The organism is Luteolibacter flavescens (assembly GCF_025950085.1).
Taxonomy (GTDB): Bacteria; Verrucomicrobiota; Verrucomicrobiia; order Verrucomicrobiales; family Akkermansiaceae; genus Haloferula; species Haloferula flavescens.
This window is the reverse complement of the sequence record NZ_JAPDDS010000005.1, coordinates 282,693-300,503: the sequence shown is the minus strand read 5'-3', so window position 1 is coordinate 300,503 and position 17,811 is coordinate 282,693. Positions and strand designations below refer to the sequence as shown.

Annotated in this window: 19 protein-coding genes; 16 read left to right on the top strand and 3 right to left on the bottom strand. The window is 64.4% G+C overall.

Annotated features, from left to right (window positions below):
• Positions 1 to 13: 13 nt before the first annotated feature.
• The 4 genes from OKA04_RS11255 to OKA04_RS11240 all read left to right on the top strand — a co-directional run bounded on the left by OKA04_RS11255 (position 14) and on the right by OKA04_RS11240 (position 3,955).
• Complete coding sequence (locus OKA04_RS11255) at positions 14 to 754, top strand: RNA polymerase sigma factor (protein WP_264501262.1); 741 nt, start codon at positions 14 to 16, stop codon at positions 752 to 754.
• Positions 755 to 1,063: 309 nt separating this feature from the next.
• Positions 1,064 to 1,333 (top strand): hypothetical protein, encoded by a 270-nt coding sequence (locus OKA04_RS11250; protein WP_264501261.1) that lies wholly within the window; start codon positions 1,064 to 1,066, stop codon positions 1,331 to 1,333.
• A gap of 160 nt (positions 1,334 to 1,493) precedes the next feature.
• Positions 1,494 to 3,734 carry a glycosyltransferase family 4 protein gene (locus OKA04_RS11245; RefSeq protein ID WP_264501260.1) on the top strand — a complete coding sequence of 747 codons (2,241 nt, stop codon included), beginning with the start codon at positions 1,494 to 1,496 and terminating at the stop codon, positions 3,732 to 3,734.
• Positions 3,735 to 3,817: 83 nt separating this feature from the next.
• Positions 3,818 to 3,955: a hypothetical protein gene (locus OKA04_RS11240; RefSeq protein ID WP_264501259.1), complete on the top strand. Its 138-nt coding sequence runs from the start codon at positions 3,818 to 3,820 to the stop codon at positions 3,953 to 3,955.
• A gap of 62 nt (positions 3,956 to 4,017) precedes the next feature.
• On the opposite strand, the gene OKA04_RS11235 is transcribed toward OKA04_RS11240, so the two are convergent.
• Entirely contained in the window at positions 4,018 to 4,344 is a 327-nt protein-coding gene (locus OKA04_RS11235; protein WP_319800610.1) for an RNA recognition motif domain-containing protein, read from the bottom strand.
• Positions 4,345 to 4,620: 276 nt separating this feature from the next.
• Here OKA04_RS11235 and OKA04_RS11230 point away from each other — a divergent pair, with 276 nt between their 5' ends.
• From OKA04_RS11230 to OKA04_RS11185, 10 genes are all read left to right on the top strand, one after another.
• Entirely contained in the window at positions 4,621 to 4,905 is a 285-nt protein-coding gene (locus tag OKA04_RS11230; protein ID WP_264501257.1) for an energy transducer TonB, read from the top strand.
• Positions 4,906 to 4,940: 35 nt separating this feature from the next.
• Entirely contained in the window at positions 4,941 to 5,327 is a 387-nt protein-coding gene (locus OKA04_RS11225; protein WP_264501256.1) for a TonB family protein, read from the top strand.
• A complete protein-coding gene (locus OKA04_RS11220) occupies positions 5,327 to 5,692 on the top strand; it encodes an energy transducer TonB (RefSeq protein WP_264501255.1) in 366 nt (121 codons plus the stop codon). The genes OKA04_RS11225 and OKA04_RS11220 overlap by 1 nt, the downstream gene beginning before the upstream one ends.
• Positions 5,693 to 5,703: 11 nt before the next feature.
• Entirely contained in the window at positions 5,704 to 8,121 is a 2,418-nt protein-coding gene (locus tag OKA04_RS11215) for an ATP-binding protein (protein WP_264501254.1), read from the top strand.
• A gap of 52 nt (positions 8,122 to 8,173) precedes the next feature.
• Positions 8,174 to 10,207 (top strand): S46 family peptidase, encoded by a 2,034-nt coding sequence (locus tag OKA04_RS11210; RefSeq protein WP_264501253.1) that lies wholly within the window; start codon positions 8,174 to 8,176, stop codon positions 10,205 to 10,207.
• 20 nt (positions 10,208 to 10,227) lie between these two features.
• Entirely contained in the window at positions 10,228 to 10,686 is a 459-nt protein-coding gene (locus OKA04_RS11205; RefSeq protein ID WP_264501252.1) for a tRNA (cytidine(34)-2'-O)-methyltransferase, read from the top strand.
• 88 nt (positions 10,687 to 10,774) lie between these two features.
• On the top strand, positions 10,775 to 11,806 hold the full coding sequence (gene fbaA, locus OKA04_RS11200; RefSeq protein ID WP_264501251.1) for a class II fructose-bisphosphate aldolase: 1,032 nt from the start codon (positions 10,775 to 10,777) through the stop codon (positions 11,804 to 11,806).
• 363 nt (positions 11,807 to 12,169) lie between these two features.
• Positions 12,170 to 12,439, top strand: coding sequence for a type II toxin-antitoxin system RelE/ParE family toxin (locus OKA04_RS11195; RefSeq protein ID WP_343226881.1), 270 nt, complete (start codon positions 12,170 to 12,172; stop codon positions 12,437 to 12,439).
• A gap of 16 nt (positions 12,440 to 12,455) precedes the next feature.
• The gene (locus tag OKA04_RS11190; RefSeq protein WP_264501249.1) at positions 12,456 to 12,746 is read left to right on the top strand and encodes a HigA family addiction module antitoxin; all 291 of its coding nucleotides are present in this window, start codon (positions 12,456 to 12,458) and stop codon (positions 12,744 to 12,746) included.
• A 73-nt stretch (positions 12,747 to 12,819) separates the two neighbouring features.
• Positions 12,820 to 13,026, top strand: a complete 207-nt coding sequence (locus tag OKA04_RS11185; RefSeq protein WP_264501248.1) for a benzoate/H(+) symporter BenE family transporter — start codon at positions 12,820 to 12,822, stop codon at positions 13,024 to 13,026.
• Positions 13,027 to 13,162: 136 nt separating this feature from the next.
• On the opposite strand, the gene OKA04_RS11180 is transcribed toward OKA04_RS11185, so the two are convergent.
• Together OKA04_RS11180 and OKA04_RS11175 are read right to left on the bottom strand one after the other, a co-directional pair.
• Entirely contained in the window at positions 13,163 to 13,855 is a 693-nt protein-coding gene (locus tag OKA04_RS11180) for an RNA polymerase sigma factor (protein ID WP_264501247.1), read from the bottom strand.
• 1 nt (position 13,856) lies between these two features.
• The gene (locus OKA04_RS11175; RefSeq protein WP_264501246.1) at positions 13,857 to 15,632 is read right to left on the bottom strand and encodes a serine/threonine-protein kinase; all 1,776 of its coding nucleotides are present in this window, start codon (positions 15,630 to 15,632) and stop codon (positions 13,857 to 13,859) included.
• Positions 15,633 to 15,764: 132 nt separating this feature from the next.
• On the opposite strand from OKA04_RS11175, the gene OKA04_RS11170 reads away from it, so the two are divergent.
• Positions 15,765 to 16,928: a benzoate/H(+) symporter BenE family transporter gene (locus tag OKA04_RS11170; RefSeq protein WP_264501245.1), complete on the top strand. Its 1,164-nt coding sequence runs from the start codon at positions 15,765 to 15,767 to the stop codon at positions 16,926 to 16,928.
• A 31-nt stretch (positions 16,929 to 16,959) separates the two neighbouring features.
• The gene (locus tag OKA04_RS11165) at positions 16,960 to 17,733 is read left to right on the top strand and encodes a dienelactone hydrolase family protein (protein ID WP_264501244.1); all 774 of its coding nucleotides are present in this window, start codon (positions 16,960 to 16,962) and stop codon (positions 17,731 to 17,733) included.
• Positions 17,734 to 17,811: the final 78 nt, after the last annotated feature.

The following is a 17,811-nucleotide window of genomic DNA, read 5'->3' as shown; positions in this document are numbered from 1 at the left end:
TTAGCCTGCGGGCATGGATTTCCGGAGCGATGCCCCCTTTCCCGTCACGCGGTGGAGCCTGGTCGCCGGGGCACGCGCGGCGGCGGACCCGCGGCAAAAGCGCGCCGCGCTGGAGGACCTCTGCGCTCTCTACTGGAAGCCCATCTATGGCTTCCTGCGCCGCCGCGGGGTGCCGGTGGAGGAGGCGCGGGATGCCACGCAGGGCTTCTTTGTCTCGCTGCTGGAGGAGGATCTTTTCGCAAAGGCGCAGGCGGACAGCGGGCGCATGCGCAGCTACCTGCTCGGCGCTCTACAGCGCTGGCAGCGTGGCGAGTGGAGGAAAACGATGGCCGAGAAGCGCGGCGGAGGCCGCGAGGTCTTCTCGCTCGACGCGATGGCGGAGGCCGATGACTTCGAGGCCGCGGGCAACGACCACGACACGCCGGAGCACCACTTCGAGAAAAGCTGCGCGCTCGCCATGCTGGAGTCGGCGATGCGGCGGCTGGCCGACGAGCAAAAGGCCGCGGGCAAGGCGGACGCCTTCGCCGTGCTGAGGCCCCTGCTCGCACCGCTGTCCGGCGAGCCCGCGCTCTCCCACGAGGAAGCGGCGTCCCGCCTGCGCTGCACGCCGGAGGCACTGCGCGTGACCCTGCATCGCCTGCGCAAGCGCTTTGCGGAAGTCCTCCGCGCATCGGTGGCGGACACGCTGGCCGAGCCAACCCCGGAAGCAATCCAGGAAGAACTGGATGCCCTGCGCGCGGCGCTTTCCCAGTGAGACATCGCCCGGAAAATGAGAGAGGCCGCACACCCGTGCGGCCTCGCATTTCGTCATGAAATTTCTCATCCTCTGTGGGCTTTCGCCCGCTCGGATGTGAGGAATTTGGCAGAAATCGGGAGTCCTGTCTTGTCCCCAAGATTTGGGACACCCGCGACCGGCCCGCCGGAGGGGGCTCCTGGGAGCCGCAGGAGCAAATGCCCGAAGCGGCCGCGCCGGAATCCCACGCTTATTATCTGGCATGAGGCACCCGGGCGGGCTACTGCCCGCTGACGGCTCCCCGTGCGGAGAGCCCCGCCCCTGCTGCCCGTGAAGATCACCCTCAATACCACATCCATCCCGGAGAACCGCCGGCCCCAGGTCGAGGCCATGGTGAAGTCCTTTGCCAAGGCCACCGAGATCATCTGGCTGCCCAGCCGCTTCCCGCGCTTCGTGATGCTCGTGGAGCCGGGCGCGACCCCGCAGGCCCAGCCGGAAGCAGGCTCGATCTTCGAGTCGCCGAATTCCGGATCGCGCTCGCTGGCCTCCGTCACGGAATTCCTCGAGGGAAAGATCAAGGAATGCCTCGCCGGGGCTTGAGCGCCGGGTGTGGCACACCCCCGGTTTTTGGATATCCTTTGACTCCACTGCGAAGGGGCCTACGGTGGCTTGTTTCGTAGGCAGCTTTTGAGCTGCTTGTCGGTGCTTTTGTAGGCACCGCTGCCTTGTTGCGCGCGAGATCGTTTCGAATTTCGCCGCTATGAGAAGTCCGCAGTCCACCCGTCACGTCGCATTCATCGGCAATTATCCCCCGCGCCGGTGCGGCATTGCCACTTTCACCGAAGATATCTGCGAGGCCATCGCAGGTGCGTTCCCCGATGCGAGCTGTTTCGCCGGGGCGGTGAATGACCGGCCCGAGGGCTACGAGTATCCGGCCCGCGTGCGGTTCGAGATCGATCAGGACGACCCGGATTCATACACCCGGGCAGCCGAGTTCCTCCATATCAACAACGTTGAGGTGGTGTCGGTTCAGCACGAATTCGGCATCTATGGTGGCCCGGCAGGCTCGCACCTCATTGGATTCCTCAGCCAGCTGAGAAAGCCGGTGGTGATCACCCTCCACACCGTGCTGAAATCGCCCGATGCGGATCAGCGCGAGGTGATGAGGCGGCTGGACGAGTTGTCCGAGCGATTCGTCGTCATGGCAGAGCGCGGACAGCATCTGCTGGAGGAAGTGTACGGCATCGATCCCGCCAAGATCGACCTGATCCCCCACGGCGTGATCGACATGCCGTTCGTGGATTCGAATTTCTACAAGGACATCTTCGATGCCGAGGGAAAAACCGTCTTGCTCACCTTCGGGCTGCTCTCGCCGAACAAGGGAATCGAATCCGCCGTCGAAGCTCTGCCAGCGATTCTCGCCAGGAATCCGGAAGTCGTGTATCTGATCGTGGGGGCGACGCACCCGCATCTCGTGGCCCACCAAGGCGAGACCTACCGGGAAAGCCTGCAGGCCCTGTCCATCGAGCTGGGCGTGGCAGGGAATGTGATCTTTCACAATCGCTTCGTCTCGATGGAGGAGCTGAAGGAATTCATCGGGGGCTCCGACATTTATCTCACCCCGTATCGCAACGAGGAGCAAATCACCTCCGGCACGCTCGCCTACACGTTCGGTGCCGGCAAGGCCATCATCTCCACGCCCTACTGGCATGCGCAAGAGCTGCTGGCCGAAGACCGCGGGATCCTCGTGCCCTTCGCCGATGCGGCGGCCATCGCTGCAGCGGTGAATGATCTGCTGGAGCATCCGACCCGGATGACCGCGATGCGCAAGCGGGCGTGGAAGGAAGGTCGCCAGATGACCTGGCCGCAGGTGGCACGCCGCTACATGGACAGCTTTGACGCGGCCCGTGCGGGCCTCAGCGTGCCAGCCATCACGGCGGCGGACAACGCCAGCTATCCCGTCCCCCCGGCAAAGCTCGATCATCTTTTCCGGATGACCGACCATACCGGGATCTTTCAACACGCGATCTACAGCGTGCCGAACTACCATGAAGCCTACTGCACGGACGACAATGCACGCGCCTTCATCTACACCGTCTTCCACGAGCAAGAGCACGGGTTCGATCCCGCCATCGACCGCTTGGCCAGCACCTACCTCGCGTTCCTGTGGTATGCATTCGACGCGAATACGCGCCGTTTCCGCAACTTCATGAGCCATGAGCGGCATTGGCTTGAAAGCAACGGCTCCGAGGACAGCCACGCCCGCGCCCTGTGGGCCGTCGGGACAGCACTCGGGCACTCGAACAACGAAGGCTTCCGGAATCTTTCCGCGCTGCTCTTCCAACGCGGGCTCGAGGCGGTGATGCGCTTCAGCTCCCCACGCGCCTGGGCTTTCACCCTGGTGGCCATCGACGAATATCTGCGGGCATTTTCCGGCGACCGCTCGGTTGCCAAGATGCAGCGTCTCCTCGTGGGGCGCTTGATGGGCTTGTTCCAGGCAAACTCCTCGCCGGACTGGCAATGGTTCGAGCGCGTGGCGACCTATGACAATGCGAAGCTTCCTCACGCGCTGATCCTTTCAGGACAACCCGAGGCCATTCAAAAGGGCCTCATATCGCTGAAGTGGCTGATCAATGAACAGACCGGTGAGGGCGGGCAATTCTCGCCGATCGGCTGCCATGGATTCTGGCCACAGGGATCGGAGAAAGCACGCTTCGACCAACAGCCGGTGGAGGCCCACGCCATGGTATCGGCCTGCATGGCCGCCTACGATGTCACCGGCGAGGAAATTTGGGCAGCTCATGCGACGCGCTGCTTCGAGTGGTTCCTGGGTAGGAATGATCTCGGCGTATCTCTCTACGACCCGACTACCGGTGGGTGTCGCGACGCCCTGCTACGCGATCACATCAATCAGAACCAAGGAGCTGAATCCACGCTCGCCTTCCATCTCTCGCGCTCCGAACTCACGCGACGCGGTTACGGGGGCCCTTGCCCTACCTGAGAAATCGCGATCCCTCCCCAGGCTCTCCCTCGCTCCCTCCGGAGCATAAACAAGCGGGTCAAAGACCCAAACCAACCATTCCCATGGGCGACAAATCCCCCAAATCAAAAAAGAAGCAGCAAGAGCAGAAGCAGCAGAAAAGCGATGCTGCCGGCCAAGCCAAACAACAACAGATCGACACCAACCGGGAAGCACGTGGTGCCGCTCCGAAGAAGAAATAACGCATGAAAAAAGGCGGCACCCCGTCAGGAGTGCCGCCGTGAAAGTCGATTCAGCAGTGGGATCAGAAACGGCGACCGCCGCCACCACCACCACCACCACCACCACCACCACCACCACCGCCGCCGCCGCCGCCGCCGCCGCGTTCCTCGCGTGCCTGGGCTTCGTTGACCTTGAGCCTGCGCCCGCCGAGTTCGTAGCCGTCGAAGGCCTTGATGGCGTTGTTCATATCCAAGCCCGACCCCATCGTCACGAAAGCGAAGCCACGCGGCTGGCCGCTCTCACGATCCACCGGCAGGTGAACATCGGTCACTTGGCCCTGCTGGGAAAACAGGTCTTGGATATCCTGTTTGGTCGTCTGGAACGACAGGTTGCCTACGTACATTTTCATCATCGTCCGTTGGCACCCATGGGTCACAACTGCATCAGGGGCTGTTCCCGGGAATCGGGTCTCAGATCACCACCGAATCCTTCAGACTCGCTTGGCGATACTCCAGTCCCTGATCTTGCCATGGCGGGAACCAACCCGGGAGCGTAGCCGGAGAAATCTCGGGGCACGATAAGTATTTCCATATCTTTTCAGCCCGCTCCCGGGATACCGGCGGAAATGCCCGCGCCGCGGCACGGTTGGATTGACGAGCCGCGGCCCACGCATTGGCATGGCGGGGTGAACCTTGCCCGCACGCTTTTCCTGTCCGCCGCCACCGCCCTCACCTTCGCCGGTTGCGCCGCCGGACCGGATCCCTCGATCGATCCGAACCAGAAGTCCTTCTTCGTGGACGTGGAATACACCATCGGCACGGATGGCAAAACGAAGGACGCCAAGGTGATCTCCTCCGACGCGCCGAAGCAGCTCCAGAAGGAAGCGCTGAACGAGGTGAAGAAGTACCGTGCGGACCCCTCGGTCGATCCCTCCCGCGCCCGCCGCCGCATCGAGTACAACGTCGGCTGATCCCATCCGCCACGGCCCCCTTCCCCTCCCCGGCCATGATTTCCCGATCCCTCCCTCTCCTCGCGTCAGCCGCTGCCATCCTCGCGACCACCGGTTGCGCGTCCACGAAGTCACGGGCGGAAAGGGACGCTTTTGACCGGCTCGAGCTGACGATGGAGAAGTCCAAGAGCCCTCCCGAATTCGGCGAGGGCCTAGAAGGCAGGCTCGTCGATGGCAAGCGGGTCTATACCGTCATGATGATGCTTTCCCTCACGAAGGAAGGGAAGGTCACCGACGTGGAAATGGTCCGCACCGATGCCCCGCAGCGCCTCCAGTGGGCGGCGATGCAGGCGATGAGGAAGACGCAATTCCCCCCGATGAAGCAGCCCGGGACCTACGTCCAGATCATCAAGTTCAACGGGCTTAAAGTGGACCGCGGCTGATGAACACACGCCCGATGAAGCTCGCCGTGCTCCTCCTCGCGCTCGGGGCCGCCTCCTGCCACCCGTCCGCACCGGAACCGCCGTCGGCGACGGCCGCCACAGTGAAAGGCGACGCGCAGTGGGCCTTCGTGGAAGTCATGTTCAATATCGGCCGCGACGGGAAGATCAGGGACGTGAAGGTGAGCGCCACGGACGCCACGCCCGCCCTGCAGAAGAAAGCGGTCGCGCGGGTGCGCAGCTACATTCCCGCGCCGGAGATCCACAACCGCGCGGCCCGGCAGACGATCATCTTCCACCGCAAGACCGGACGGGTGCACCCCATGCGGGTCGAGGTTCATTCTAGCCACCGCCCGGACGGCGGTTAGAGTATCGGGGTATGACCCCGTCCGTCTCCGACTACGAAAAGCTGGGAGCCTTTTACCTCGGCCGCGAATACGACCCCGGCACGAAGTCCGCCGATGGCGGCCTGCTGCTCTACGATTCGAAGGACCTCGTGACCCACGGCGTGGTCCTCGGCATGACGGGCTCGGGCAAGACGGGCCTCTGCCTCGCGCTGCTGGAGGAGGCGGCGATGGACAATATCCCGGCCATCGTCATCGACCCCAAGGGCGACATCTCAAACCTCCTGCTGATGTTCCCGGACCTCGCGGCGGAGGATTTCCGCCCGTGGATCAATGAGGACGACGCGGCGAAGAAAGAGATGACCCCGGACGACTTCGCCGCGAAGACGGCGGAGACCTGGAAGAAGGGACTCGCGGACTGGGGGCAGTCGCCGGAGCGCATCGCGCAGCTCAAAGAAAAGGTGGACATCAATATCTTCACCCCGGGGTCGAAGGCAGGCATCCCGGTGTCCATCCTCAGCTCGCTGGAGGTGCCGCCCTTCGAGGTGATGGACGATGCGGAGCTGCTGAACGAACGCATCATGACCACGACCACATCGCTGCTGACGCTGGTGGGCGTGAAGGACGAGGCCGCGGAAGCGCCCGAGTCCGTGCTGGTCGCGACCATCTTCCACAAGGCATGGGAGAGCGGGAAGAATCTCTCGCTGGAAGCGCTGATCCACAGCATCCAGAAGCCGTCCTTCGACAAGGTGGGCGTGATCGACCTGGAGAGCTTCCTGCCCCAGAAGTCGCGCCAGGCGCTCGCGCTGAAATTCAACAACCTGCTCGCTTCGCCCGGCTTCTCCGCGTGGCTGGATGGCACGCCGCTGGACATCGCGAAGATGCTGCACACGCCGCAGGGCAAGCCGCGCATCTCCATCTTCTCCATCTCGCACCTCGCCGATGCGGACCGCATGTTCTTCGTGAGCCTGCTGCTGAATCAGACGCTCGGGTGGATGCGCGGGCAGAGCGGCACCACCTCGCTGCGCGCGCTGCTCTACATGGATGAGATCTTCGGCTACCTGCCGCCGACGGCGAATCCGCCAAGCAAGAAGCCGATGATGACGCTGCTGAAGCAGGGCCGCGCATTCGGACTCGGCTGCCTGCTCGCCACGCAGAACCCGGTGGACCTCGACTACAAGGCGCTGTCGAACATTGGCACCTGGTTCCTCGGCCGCCTGCAGACGGAGCGGGACAAGCTGCGCGTGCTCGACGGCCTCGAAGGCGCAGCGGGATCGCAGAACGCGAAATTCGACCGCGCGGAAATGGAGCGGCTGCTCTCCGGCCTCGGCAACCGTGTCTTCCTCATGAACAACGTCCACGAGGACCACCCTGTGCTCTTCCACGTGCGCTGGGTGATGAGCTACCTGACCGGCCCGCTGACGCGCGGCAGCATCAAGGCGCTCATGGACCCGAAGCGCGCGAATTTCGGAAGTACTACGAATGCCGTACCATCCGAGGCCGCCAATCCGATGGCCATGCCCGGGATGTCCGCACCCGCGGCCAAGGTGTCAGCCCGGCCCGTGGTGGGCGCGGGCATCACGGAGAAATTCGCCCCTCCGGCGGGCGGCTCCTCGCAGGTCACCTACCGCCCGCACCTGCTGCGGGTCGGCACGGTCCACTACTCCTCCGCGAAGACCGGAGCGGATGGCAGCAGGAAGGTGCGGAAGGTGAATGCCATCCTGCCCGAGGCCATCGACTGGGATCGCGATCTTCCCCCGCCCCTCAAGCCGGAGGAACTCGGCTCCGATCCCGCCGACGGTGCCGGCTTCGGCGCGCTCCCCGGATTTGCGATGAATGCGGCGAACTACAAGCAGGTGGAAAAGGACTTCGCGGAATGGCTCTACCGCAACGACCGCGTGGAGATCTACTCCTGCCCCGCGCTGAAGGAATACTCGCAGATCGGCGAGTCCGAGGCCGACTTCCGCGTCCGGCTCACGATGAAATCCCACGAGGCCCGGGATGCCGCCCTGGAAAAAGTTCGCGCCGCCACGAATCGCAAGCTGGATGCGCTGGAGGGCAAGCTCCAGACCGCCGAGGGCACGCTGCAGCGCCAGAAGGCGGAGTCGAAGGGCGCGCTGCTGAATGCCGGCGGATCCATCCTCGGCGGCGTGCTGGGCGGCCTCTTCGGCCGCAAGCGCAGCATGGGATCGGTCCTCTCGAAGGGTACCAGCGTTTACAAGCAGCACCAGGACGTCTCCATCGCGGAGGACAAGGTGGAGGGCGTGCAGCAGCAAATCGAGGAGATGGAAAAGCAGCTCCAGGCCGATCTCGCGAAGCTTTCCCAAAGCTACGATCCCGCCGCGCTCGTGCTTGAAACGGAAACGCTGAAGCCGACGAAGGCGAACGTGAAGGTCGATTCCGTCTCGCTGCTGTGGCTGCCCTACGACGAGCGCGGCGAGCGGGCATGGTGACGGGGTGAGGAGAGGATTGCACCCGCGCGGCGGAGTCCTAAGCTCCGCCGCCATGCGCCCGTTCCTCATTCCCAGTCTCGTCATGGCCGCCCTGCTGCCCGTCGCCCGCGCGGATGAGGGCATGTGGCTCTTCACCAAGCCGCCGGTGAGGCAGGTGAAGGAGAAATACGGATTCGAGATCACCCCGCAGTGGCTGGAGCACCTGCAGAAGTCCTCCGTGCGCTTCGGCAATGGCGGCTCGGGTTCCTTCGTCTCGGCGAACGGGCTGATCCTCACGAATCACCACGTGGGCTCCGGCATGATCGAGAAGCTCAGCACGAAGGAGCGCGACCTGCTGAAGAACGGCTTCTACGCCGCCACCGCGGGCGAGGAGCTGAAGTGCCCGGACCTGGAGCTGAACGTGCTGGTGAGCATCGAGGACGTCACCGCCCGTGTGACCGCCGCGGTGAAGGACGGCCAATCCCCGGACGAGGCCGCCGCCGCACGACGAGCGGTGACGGCCGACATCCAGAAGAAATCCTACGAGGCCACCGGCCTGCGCAGCGACGTGGTGACGCTCTACCAGGGCGGCGCGTATCACCTCTACCGCTACCACCGCTACACGGATGTGCGGCTGGTCTTCGCCCCGGACGTGATGGCGGCGGCTTTCGGCGGGGATCCTGACAATTTCGAGTTCCCCCGCTACTGCCTCGATTTCTGCTTCTTCCGTGCGTATGAAAACGATGCGCCCGCGAAGACGCCGCACTTCCTGAAGTGGAAGACCGCGGGCGCGCAGGAAAACGAGCTGGTCTTCACCTCCGGCCATCCCGGCCGCACGAACCGCTCCGTCACGCTGGCGCAGCTCGAGTCGATGCGCGACAGCGGCTTCCCGCATCGCCTGGAGCAGATCTTCCGCGGCGAGACACTGCTCAGGGCATGGTCGGATCGCGACCGGGAAAATGCCCGCCGCGCGAAGGGCGCGATCGTCGGCACGCAGAACGGCCGCAAGGCCACCATGGCGCGGCTGAACGGCCTGCTCGACCCCGCGCTGATGGCGCGCAAGAAGGAGAGCGAGGCAAAGCTGCGCGAGACGGCGGAGGAGGCATTCACCCGCATCGAGCACGCGGAGAAGGCATCCCGCGAATACGAGATGCGCCTGCGCATGCTGGAAGGCGGGGATGGCTTCGGCAGTGGGCTCTTCGGCATCGCGCGCACGCTGCTGCGCGTGGCGGACGAGTCGGCGAAGCCGGAGGGCGAGCGACTGGGCGAGTATCGCCAGGCATCGCGTCCGTCACTGGAGCTGGACCTCCTCTCCACCGAGCCGGTCTACAAGGACATGGAGACGCTGCGCATGGCGAATGCGCTGACCTTCCTCTGCGCGAAGCTGGGTGCCACCGATGCCACCGTGCAGTCCATCCTCGCCGGGAAGTCTCCTGATGCGCGCGCCACCGAGCTGATCCAGGGCACCACGCTCGACGACGTCGAGGTGCGGCGGAAGCTCTACGAGGGAGGAAAGGAAGCCGTGGCCGCGTCGGCGGACCCGCTCATCCTGCTCGCGAAGCTGGTAGACGAGGAAGCCCGGGGACTGCGCCTGCGCGCGGACGCGACCGGCGAGGTGATCTCCCAGGCGCACCGCGAGATCGCCACCGCCCGCTTTGCCCGCGACGGCGACTCGGCGTATCCCGATGCCACCTTCTCCCTCCGCCTCTCCTACGGCGTGGTGAAGGGCTACATGGACGGGAATGTGACAATACCGCCGCACACCACCTTTTGGGAAATGCACGAGCGCCACGCGAACCAGGGAGCCATCGCGCCCTTCGACCTCACCGAGGCGTGGAAGGAGCGTGCGACCAAGCTCGATCCGCTGGTCCCGCTGAATTTCATCAGCACGAACGACATCACCGGCGGCAACTCCGGCAGCCCGGTGGTGAACCGCGAGGGAGAACTCGTGGGCCTCATCTTTGACAGCAATGCCCCCGGCCTCGTCTCGGACTTCTTCTACACCGAGGAAAAGGGCCGCGCCGTCTCCGTGCATCCGGCAGCGATCCAGGAGGTGATGAAGAAGATCTACCGCGCGGACCGCGTGCTGGAGGAACTGACGCACTGAACGACCCACGCACGGCCCCCATGTTTCACATCGTCCTCGTCGCGCCCGAGATCCCGCACAATGCCGGTGCCGCCGGAAGGTTGGCGCTGGCCACGGCCTCGCGGTTGCATTTGGTGAAGCCGCTCGGGTTTTCGCTGGATGACAAGCACGTCCGCCGCACCGGGCTGGACTACTGGCAGGACGTGGACCTACGGGTGTGGGACAGCCTGGAGGACCTGAAAAAGGAGGCCGATCCCGCGGCGAATTTCTGGCTGCTGAGCACGAAGGCCACGCGGGCGCACTGGGATGCGCCTTTCCGGGATGGCGACTACCTGGTCTTCGGCTGCGAGACGAAGGGGCTGCCGGAGGCGATGGTCCACGGCGCGGGCGACCAGGGCATCCGCATCCCCATGGCCCCGGGCGGCACCCGCAGCCTGAATCTCTCCACCGCCATCGCCATCACCCTCTACGAGGCGGTGCGGCAGGACCGCACGTGGTAATTTCCCCGCTGGCACGCCCCCTGCGTACGCGCAATGCCCCGTTCCGGCCTTGCGCCGGGGGAAATCGTCCGCTACCCCGCTCCCCGTTATGCCCGTAGCCACTCCAGCTCAATACCGCGCGATGCTCGATGCCGCCCAAAAGGGTGGATACGCCTACCCCGCCATCAACGTCACCTCGCTGCCCACGATCAATGGCGCCCTGCGTGCCTTCGCCGAAGCGAAGTCCGATGGGATCATCCAGGTCTCCACCGGCGGTGGTGAATTCGCCTCCGGCACCTCCGTGAAGGACGCCGCCTTCGGAGCCATCGTGCTCGCCGAGGCCGTCCACCTCCTCGCGGAGAAGTACGATGTCCTCATCGCCCTCCACACCGACCACTGCCACCCGGCGAAGGTCGAGGGCTTCCTGAAGCCCCTCCTGCAGGCCTCCCGCGAGCGCATCGCCGCTGGCAAGGGCCCTCTCTTCCAGAGCCACATGTTCGACGGCTCCGTCGTCTCGCTGGAGGAGAACCTCAAGATCTCCAAGGAGCTGCTCAAGGAGTGCGCCGAGCTGGACATCATCCTCGAGGTCGAAGCCGGCTGCGTGGGCGGTGAAGAAGACGGCCACGACACCTCCGGCCTGCCTGCCGACAAGCTCTATACGACCCCGGAAGACATGGTGGAAGTGTACGAAGCGCTCAGCCCGATCGGCCGCTTCCTCTTCGCCGCCACCTTCGGCAACGTCCACGGCTCCTACAAGCCGGGCGCGGTGAAGCTGAAGCCCTCCATCCTCCGCGATGGCCAGAAGGCAGTGACCGACAAGCACGGCGCGGCTGCCGAAATGGACCTCGTCTTCCACGGCGGCTCCGGCACCTCCGAGAGCGACCTGCGCGAGACCCTCGACTACGGCGTGGTGAAGATGAACATCGACACCGACACCCAGTACGCCTTCACCCGCCCGATCGTCACCCACGTCTGCCAGAACATCGAAGGCGTGCTCAAGATCGACCAGGAAGTCGGCGACAAGAAGGCCTACGACCCGCGCTCCTACCTCAAGAAGGCCGAGCTCGGCCTCTGCGAGCGCATGAAGGAAGCCTGCAACGACCTGCTTTCCTCCGGAAAGACGATCTACGGCACGGTCTGAAGCACCGCTGGCTGATTCACGCTCCCGCGTGAAATTGCTGATTATTGTTTCCCCAAGGCGGGCCCGCTCACACGGGCCCGCTTTTTTTGTGCCGCTCGTGCTTCTTCGTAGCGGAACCGGCTGCGCCGTTCCGCTGGGCGGGGCCACGAGATAAATCGCCGTTTTGATTTCCGATTCGGGCCGCACTCCACTCGCCTCGCAGTGATCGCGGGCAGAGAGAGAATCGCGCCGGGAGCCATCCCAACACTGACGCTCCACCTCATGCACCAACGTGAATGGAGCAGGGACGCAACGGATTGGATGGAATTCCCACTTTTGGGAATTGCGGCTTGAGAAATCCGGGATCTCAGATTGATTGAGATAGTGATCCTGAGCTTCGCGGATGACGAGACGGAAAAGGTTTTCAATCTGATCCGCTCCAAGAAACTTCCCTCCGACATCCAGACTCGAGCCAAGGTGAAGCTGGACCAGATCCACGCCGCCTCCGATCTCAGCCATCTGCGGGTCCCACCGGGCAACCGGCTGGAAGCCCTGACGGGCAATCGCGCGGGCCAACACAGCATCCGCATCAACCAACAATGGCGAATCTGCTTTCGCTGGACCGGCCAAGACGCCGACGCCGTGGAAATTTGAGACTATCACTAGCACCATGAAAACCATGCCCCTGCCGAATGCCTTCGCGGAAACCCTTCGCGAAACCTTGGATGAGTGGTCGGCGAGCCAAAGGGAGGTCTCGCAGGCCACCGGCATCCCTGTCGCCCGGCTTTCCGAAATGAAGACTGGAAAGCGCCGCTGCACTCCTGAATACGATCTCCGCCTGTCTCGCTACTTCTCGATGGAGGCGGGCTTCTGGATGCGGCTCCAACTGAACTACGAAATGCAGCGCGCCCGTCTGGAACTCGGCAAACTCATCGAGGCCGAAGTAAAGCCTGCGGCGTAAATTCCGAACTCTTCTTCGTAGCGGAACCGGCTGCGCCGTTCCGCAGGGCGGGACCGCGAGCTGGATCGCCGCTTTGATTTTCGATTCGGGCCACACCCCGCCGGAGCGACGCAGTCGCACCTCTACAAGAAGCCGTTCCCACGCAACGCTGAAGGACTTCTCGCTCTCCGCCCTCGTCACCGGATTCGTGTCGGTGCTGGTGGGCTTCACCAGCTCGGTGGCGATCATTTTCCAGACGACGCAGAATCTCGGCGCGATGCCGGGGCAGACAGCCTCCTAGCCGTGTTGCAACCGGCCGGGCCGAGCACCAAAGCGACAACGAGGACCCTGGGACATCCGGGAACAATCACGGGATCCTGTCATCAAATCCACGCTCACCCGGCATCAACAATCCAATGGCCAACGTGCAAGCCCGGCTATCCAAACGCCTCCATCAGCGAGCGCAATTCCTCATCCACCAACTCCGGCTCGGCCAAGGTGCGGGCGACTTCCTGACGGAGAAGTTGTCGGTAACGCTTGCGCAGCCGGTGCACGGCGACGCGCACCGCTCCTTCTTCGATGCCTAGCGCCAAGGCCGCCGCGGAGTAGGGAATCTGTTCACGGTCGAGCGAGAGGTAGGGCTTCAAGTGAGCAAAGCGGTGGTCCGCTTCGGAGGCCATGGCCCCAAGCACCCGCTCTAACAAAGAGGTTGCCCATTCCCGATCATAGGCGGCATCGGGTGGCAGGGAGTTCTCGTCAGCGAGACGGAAGCGAAGATCGGCCTGCTGCCAATCGAGCGACAGGTGCAGCGCTCCTCCGCCCCGTTTCAGCCGCTGGCTCTTGTCGTGTTCATTGGCGAGGTAGTGCTTCATCGCCGCGAGCAAGAAGGCCCGGAACTTCCCGCTCTCCCGCCGCAGGCCGGCGATATCGCCGCGGGACAACAGGCTGGCGAAGAACCCTTGCGTCAGATCTTCCGAATCTTCCTTCGAGTGACCGCGGCGACGGGCATAAGCGTAAACCGGAAACCAATACGCCTCACACAAGTCGCCGAGAGCCGCGCCGCCCGACTCGCCAGCCGTCATCACCATCGTCCAACGCGTGGTAGCAAAGAAGTCACCGGGCGTGGCCATGTCAGGGCGGCAGTAAGGGTGAGCGGGATTCCTCGACGGGTAATTCCAACGCAGCGGTCTCGCGGATGGGATTCACGCTGGCAGTCAAAGGCACGCGTCGGAATCCGGCATCGGGAGCGCGGGGAAAACGGATGATGCTCCAAGGCATCTGGACCGCCCACAGGAAGAGCACCACCCAGAAGCCAGCCAAGGCGATCCGTCCTTCGCGGGAATGCCGGCCCATCAGGCCGCAGACGAGGGAAACCAGCAGCGCCACTGCACCGAAGATCACACCGGAAAAGCGGTGCTCAAGTGATGCGAACGTATTCACCAGTCCACTGCCGGCGAGAGCGGCGATGAATGCCCCGAGCGCTATCCGACCCGACCGGGTGCTTGAACTCAACTGGGGAGATGAAATGGCCAAGAGGGCTCCGGCAAGTCCTGTCCAGACTCCCGCCAGCAGGTAGCCGGAAAGGATCCGGCTGAATGGGCTTGGCGAAGCGGAAGTTGTGCGGCTTTCAGTGACCGCGCCGATCTTGTCGCCCAACCGCTCCTGAATCTTCTGATGGACCCGGTTGAATTCATCGTGCGCCGTCTGCCCATCCGCGTGATGCACGGAGATCCACCACGTGTGACTGTCCTTCGAGCCGGCGAGCGAGGTATTCGGCCCGGTATCGCGGATGACCTCGACGAGGGCCGACGTGATTGCCGCTGGGTCACCGGAATTGCTGCGATAGAGCGAGGTGACCTGACGGCCGCCGCTGGGTCGCAGCATGCCCATGAAGCCAATGACAAGAAGCAGCGCTCCCGCGGCTTGCAGGAAGTTACTCCACCAGGCACGTCCGCGGATGCTGGTGCGCGGCGGCGGCCCACTGGCTTGCTCGACACGGGTCTTCATCACGCTCGCCTGCTGGTAGCGAAGCTCGGGCTGCTTTTCCAAGGCCCGCAGGACGATCTCGTCCAGCCGCACGTCGAGGCGGACTTTCTTCGACGGCGGTTCGAGCCGCTCGCCCGGCAACTCGCCAGTCAGCATCTGATAAAGTACGACGCCGAGGGAATAGATGTCTGCACGATGGTCGACCTCGGCGGGGCTCTCGAGCTGCTCGGGGGCCATGTAGCGAGGCGTGCCCATCACCTTTCCCGCTTCGGTGACCATGCTGCCGCTGGCGAACCCGGTGGCTCCGGCATCATCGGTCTCGCCGCCGACCAGCTTCGCCAAGCCGAAGTCCGCGACCTTCACCCGACCGCGGCGGTCGATGAGCAGGTTCTCCGGTTTGATGTCCCGGTGAACGATACCGAGGTCGTGGGCGAACTGCAGCGCGTCGCAGATCTGCGGCACGATCGCCAGGGCCTCGCGCGGGGAGATCCGGCCGTTCTCAAGAAGCTGCCGGAGATTCACGCCATCCACGAACTCCATCACGATGAAATACAGCCGGCCCTGCTGGCCGAACTCGTGAATGGTTACGGTGCCAGGATGATTCAGCTTTGCCAGCGCCTTGGCCTCGCGGGCAAAACGGTCGGCAAACGAAGCTTCCTCGCCGATCGAGGGCGGCAGGATCTTCAGGGCGACAATGCGGTCGAGCTCACGCTGGCGGACCCGGTAGACGGCTCCCATGCCGCCTTGGCCGATCAACTCGAGGATCTCGAACTGCGGAAAAATCGCGGCCATTTCTTCCAGCGACGGCGGGACGAAGGGCGCGCGCGGCCCGTCTAACAAGGTATCCTCCGCCGCGCCTTGCCGCAGCAGGTCAGCCGGCGAGAGCCCGCCAAGCGGTATGGAGGAGTCATCGGCAGGCATGGGTCGTGGGTTGGATTCTGGCGTCATGCCCTCCCCAGAAGCAATGCGGCCGATCCCGTTACATGAGAAATCGGGAATTTCGCCGTGGTTGCCGCGAGCAGGCGAATGGGTTTCCCTCTCCGGGCCGCTACCATGCTGAAGGACTTCTCGCTCTCCGCCCTCGTCACCGGATTCGTGTCGGTGCTGGTGGGCTTCACCAGTTCGGTGGCGATCATTTTCCAGGCGACGCAGAATCTCGGCGCGACGCCGGAGCAGACGGCCTCGTGGCTGTGGGCGATCGGCATGGGCATGGGCATTCCCAGCATCGTGATGTCGCTGGTGACGCGGAAGCCCATCCTGATCGCTTGGTCGACGCCGGGCGCGGCGGTCATCGGGGCGGCAGCCGCGGCAGGCCACCTGACGATGCCTCAGGCGATCGCCTGCTTCCTGCTGAATGGCGTGCTGATCGCAATCGCGGGATTCAGCCGCGGCTTCGAAAAGATCATGAACCGCCTGCCGCTGCCGCTTGCCTCGGCGCTGCTGGCCGGGGTGCTGGCGAGGTTCGCGCTGGATGCCTTTGTCGCCATCCCGCGGAATCCCCTGCTGGTCCTCACCATGGCGGCGGCCTATGTGCTCGGCCGGCGCTGGTGGCCGCGGGCAAATGTCCCCGTCATCCTCATCGTCGGCGTGGCCATCGCGGCGGCGCAGGGGCTGCTGCGGATGGAGCTGGTGCCGTGGAGCCTCACCATGCCGGTGTGGGTCTCGCCGGAGTGGTCCGTGCCCGCTCTGATCGGCACCGGCATTCCCCTCTTCATCGTCACTATGGCGTCGCAGAATCTGCCCGGCATCGCCGCGCTGCGGGTGGGCGGCTACGAGGCGCCGGTGTCGAAGATCATCGGCTGGACCGGCGTGTCCACCTTCCTGCTCGCGCCCTTCGGAGCCTTCGGGATCAATCTCGCGGCGATCACCGCGGCATTCTGCATCGGCCCGGAGGCTCACCCGGACCCGCGGCGGCGCTACTGGGCATCGGCCAGCGCGGGCGTCTTCTACCTGCTGGTCGGGCTCTTCGGCGCGACAGTCGCCGGGCTCTTCGCTGCCTTTCCGAAGGAGATGGTGCTCGCCGTCGCCGGGCTGGCCCTGCTGACCACCATCGGGAATGCGCTCTCCGCCGCCCTGTCCGACGAGGGATTCCGCGAGGCATCCATCATGACATTCTTCGTCACGCTGTCCGGCATCACTCTGTTGGGAATCGGTGCCGCCTTCTGGGCGATCATCGCCGGGGGCATCGTCCTGGCATTGCGACGGAAGGCCGTTTGACACAATTGCGGATCACGCTTTGCTGCCCGGGATGAAAACGCTCCTGCTCTCCCTCATGGCCGCCGCTTCCGCCTCCGCCGCCATCGTCGAAAAGACCGTGGAATACCAGCACGACGGCGTCACGCTGGAGGGCTACCACGTCTATGACGATGCCGTGGAGGGCAAGCGCCCCGCCGTGCTGGTGATCCACCAGTGGACCGGCCTGAGCGACTATGAGAAGGAGCGCAGCCGCCAGCTCGCCGGGCTCGGCTACAATGTCTTCGCCGCAGACATCTACGGCAAGGGCATCCGCCCCGTGCCGCCCGCCGCCGGCCAGGAAGCTGGAAAGTACAAGGGCGACCGGAAGCTCTTCCGCGGCCGCCTGGACGCCGGCCTCGCCGAGCTGAAGAAGGACGAGCGCACCGATGCCTCGAAGATCGCCGCCGTCGGCTACTGCTTCGGCGGCACCGGCGTGCTGGAGCTGGCCCGTAGCGGAGCTGACATCGCGGGCGTCGTCTCCTTCCACGGCGGGCTGGATGCCGCCGAGGGCCTCGGCGCGACGAAGGGCGGGGTGAAGGCAAAGGTGCTCGTCTGCCACGGCGCGGTGGACCCCTACGTCCCCGCCGAGCAGGTCACCGCCTTTGGCAAGGAGATGGAGGACTCCGGTGCCGACTGGCAGCTCCTCGCCTACGGCCATGCGGTCCACTCCTTCACCCAGAAGAAGGCGGGCGACGATCCCTCGAAGGGCTCCGCCTACAATGAGAAGGCCGACAAGCGCTCCTGGGAGGCCATGAAGTCGTTTTTCGCCGAGATCTTCGGCAAGTGACCCGCATCGGGTTCCAAACTTCTGCCTTTGCCAAAATCAAGATCGGCGAAAGGCTCACACCCCGGTGAGAGTTTCAGG

Excerpts from the sequence above, each read along its gene's own strand:
- OKA04_RS11170 (WP_264501245.1), top strand. The coding sequence starts at position 15,765 with ATGCTGAAGGACTTCTCGCTCTCCGCCCTCGTCACCGGATTCGTGTCG.
- OKA04_RS11165 (WP_264501244.1), top strand. The coding sequence starts at position 16,960 with ATGAAAACGCTCCTGCTCTCCCTCATGGCCGCCGCTTCCGCCTCCGCC.
- OKA04_RS11205 (WP_264501252.1), top strand. The coding sequence starts at position 10,228 with ATGTTTCACATCGTCCTCGTCGCGCCCGAGATCCCGCACAATGCCGGT.
- OKA04_RS11215 (WP_264501254.1), top strand. The coding sequence starts at position 5,704 with ATGACCCCGTCCGTCTCCGACTACGAAAAGCTGGGAGCCTTTTACCTC.
- OKA04_RS11220 (WP_264501255.1), top strand. The coding sequence starts at position 5,327 with ATGAACACACGCCCGATGAAGCTCGCCGTGCTCCTCCTCGCGCTCGGG.
- OKA04_RS11190 (WP_264501249.1), top strand. The coding sequence starts at position 12,456 with ATGAAAACCATGCCCCTGCCGAATGCCTTCGCGGAAACCCTTCGCGAA.
- OKA04_RS11225 (WP_264501256.1), top strand. The coding sequence starts at position 4,941 with ATGATTTCCCGATCCCTCCCTCTCCTCGCGTCAGCCGCTGCCATCCTC.
- OKA04_RS11255 (WP_264501262.1), top strand. The coding sequence starts at position 14 with ATGGATTTCCGGAGCGATGCCCCCTTTCCCGTCACGCGGTGGAGCCTG.
- OKA04_RS11240 (WP_264501259.1), top strand. The coding sequence starts at position 3,818 with ATGGGCGACAAATCCCCCAAATCAAAAAAGAAGCAGCAAGAGCAGAAG.
- OKA04_RS11180 (WP_264501247.1), bottom strand. The coding sequence starts at position 13,855 with ATGGCCACGCCCGGTGACTTCTTTGCTACCACGCGTTGGACGATGGTG.
- OKA04_RS11235 (WP_319800610.1), bottom strand. The coding sequence starts at position 4,344 with ATGAAAATGTACGTAGGCAACCTGTCGTTCCAGACGACCAAACAGGAT.
- OKA04_RS11210 (WP_264501253.1), top strand. The coding sequence starts at position 8,174 with ATGCGCCCGTTCCTCATTCCCAGTCTCGTCATGGCCGCCCTGCTGCCC.
- OKA04_RS11245 (WP_264501260.1), top strand. The coding sequence starts at position 1,494 with ATGAGAAGTCCGCAGTCCACCCGTCACGTCGCATTCATCGGCAATTAT.
- OKA04_RS11175 (WP_264501246.1), bottom strand. The coding sequence starts at position 15,632 with ATGCCTGCCGATGACTCCTCCATACCGCTTGGCGGGCTCTCGCCGGCT.
- fbaA (WP_264501251.1), top strand. The coding sequence starts at position 10,775 with ATGCCCGTAGCCACTCCAGCTCAATACCGCGCGATGCTCGATGCCGCC.